Source organism: Collinsella aerofaciens (assembly GCF_040910325.1).
Lineage (GTDB): Bacteria > Actinomycetota > Coriobacteriia > Coriobacteriales > Coriobacteriaceae > Collinsella > Collinsella aerofaciens_BL.
In genome coordinates, this window is the sequence record NZ_JBDGAV010000060.1 from 1 (window position 1) to 1,930 (window position 1,930).

Annotated in this window: 1 protein-coding gene; it reads right to left on the minus strand. The window is 48.3% G+C overall.

Annotated elements, in window-relative coordinates; all coding sequences use genetic code 11:
• Positions 1-491 precede the first annotated feature (491 nt).
• Positions 492-1,691 carry an MFS transporter gene (locus AB5Z25_RS10830; RefSeq protein ID WP_138113684.1) on the minus strand — a complete coding sequence of 400 codons (1,200 nt, stop codon included), beginning with the start codon at positions 1,689-1,691 and terminating at the stop codon, positions 492-494.
• Between the last annotated feature and the right edge of the window lie 239 nt (positions 1,692-1,930).

Below are 1,930 nucleotides of genomic sequence, written 5' to 3' on the forward strand. Positions count from 1 at the left end.
CGCGTATTGAATGCGTCGACAAAGCCCTGCATGCCCTGCTTCATAAAGAAGGGGCCGTAGATGGGTGAATTGAACGCGATGGGGACGGAAAAGGCTGCAGCGAGAACGAGCGTACAAATCCATACGGCCTTGTCTCTTAGGATCAGTTTGAGAAGAAGTCGACAGTACATTTAGAAGCACCTACATTCCTCAAAGAATCGTTAGATTGATAATGGCAGACCGGATGAAGATACGTGCGACGGGGGCGAGGCGAATGGCTGAGCGGTATCGATATGCGGGCTCAACGGCATATCGACCACATAGATTATTAACTTGCTTGACTTGTAAACCTAATCGTCCTGTCATCATATTCAACTTCGAAAAAAGGGGAATGAGGGCATCCCGATGCATCGAGTATTACTGGAACCCCGGCGATACGCTGAATGATTTGTGACGAATAGTCATGTCCATCAAGAAGGCTCGACGCTTCGGGCAGCTCGTCAATCGATATATCAATTCTTGGAGACATGTATTCCTACCATTTTTAAAGAAACAACGGCGGTAATTGCTATCGCGATTGCGCCAATAACACCGAGCGCTATCTGAATGGGATATAACCCCAACACATATCCAAATATGGAGAAAAACATTGCAGAAAAGAGAGCCCTTACCAGAGACGCGACGGAAAGGATCGTCGCGCGGAGATCGTCCGCTATCGCGTCTTGGATTAAGTTTTCCGAAGTGATGTACACCACTTCTGGGAGAAAGCAAAGCACCATGCTAAGGCCAAACAAGCACAGCGGATTTGAAGCGAACCACGGAAGAATCATGAAAAGGCCGGCCTCGATTAGCATCGAGCCGAGCATGGTGTTTCTTTTCCCGAAACGCGATGAGAAGAAATCTGCTGCAATGTAGGCCGTCGCATTTACTGCATAGGATGCACCGAAAAAGATTCCTATTATGGAGACGGGAGCATCAAATGCGTCGAATACCAACTGATTCAAGTTGTAATAACTCCCATAGAATCCATCGAGCATGCTCGTGCCGATTAGAAGAAGCAATACCGCAAAAGCGGATTCTCCAACACGCCAGGTTTCGCGTCTGAACATCTTGGCTGCGTCAAACCTTCCCTTTTCAGAGCTTTTAGAACGGGTCGCTTCCGTCCTCTCAATGGGATACAGAAGGAAAAGCTGCAGGAGATAGAAAACGGAGACACATACGTAGAGGGCGCTCCAAGATACTTGGGCAATGAAAGATCCGAGCACAATTGCCATCCCCGTAGCGATTGATTGTGCGGCAAGCAGCCGAGCATTGATGGTGAGGAAGCGCTCTCCTTGACCGGCATTCCGGGCAATTTCATATAAAAGTGCTTGTTCGGATCCCGATTGAAGGGAGTAAGCGAGTGCCTCAACAAGGGAAAGCACGACAAGAAAGGGACCTGAGAGCAGCAGCATGCCAGCCGTATGGAAGAAAAGGAGCAGCACGCCCATTTGAATCGAAAACTTCTTTCCAAAGAAATCGCCTATCAGCCCTGTTGGTAGCTCGAGGACGACCGTTGCAATGTTAAACAGAGCTTGATAAAGCGCGATTTCCGTGACAGACATTCCTTTCTCCGCAAGGAAAAGTAGAAACACTCCCCGATTTAAAACAAATCCCGCGAGAACGAAAAAGGCGGAATAGACGTGCAGCTGCGCAGTGGCATTCTTGTTCATTTGACACTCCTAACGGCTATTTTTGTCGGGGTGCTCGCCACTGATTCGAAGCCTGAAATGTTCATAGTCTCAATGAAGAGCTGATAAAGCTTTTGAACAGGGTATCGATAGAATAGGACATCCTGCGCTCTTTCTTCTCGACGAACTATTGCCAGCCGGTCGACCTTGATTATCAACTTCATCCGAACACTTCCCACATTCATCCGCACATGTGCGGATGAATGTGGGAACCCGATACC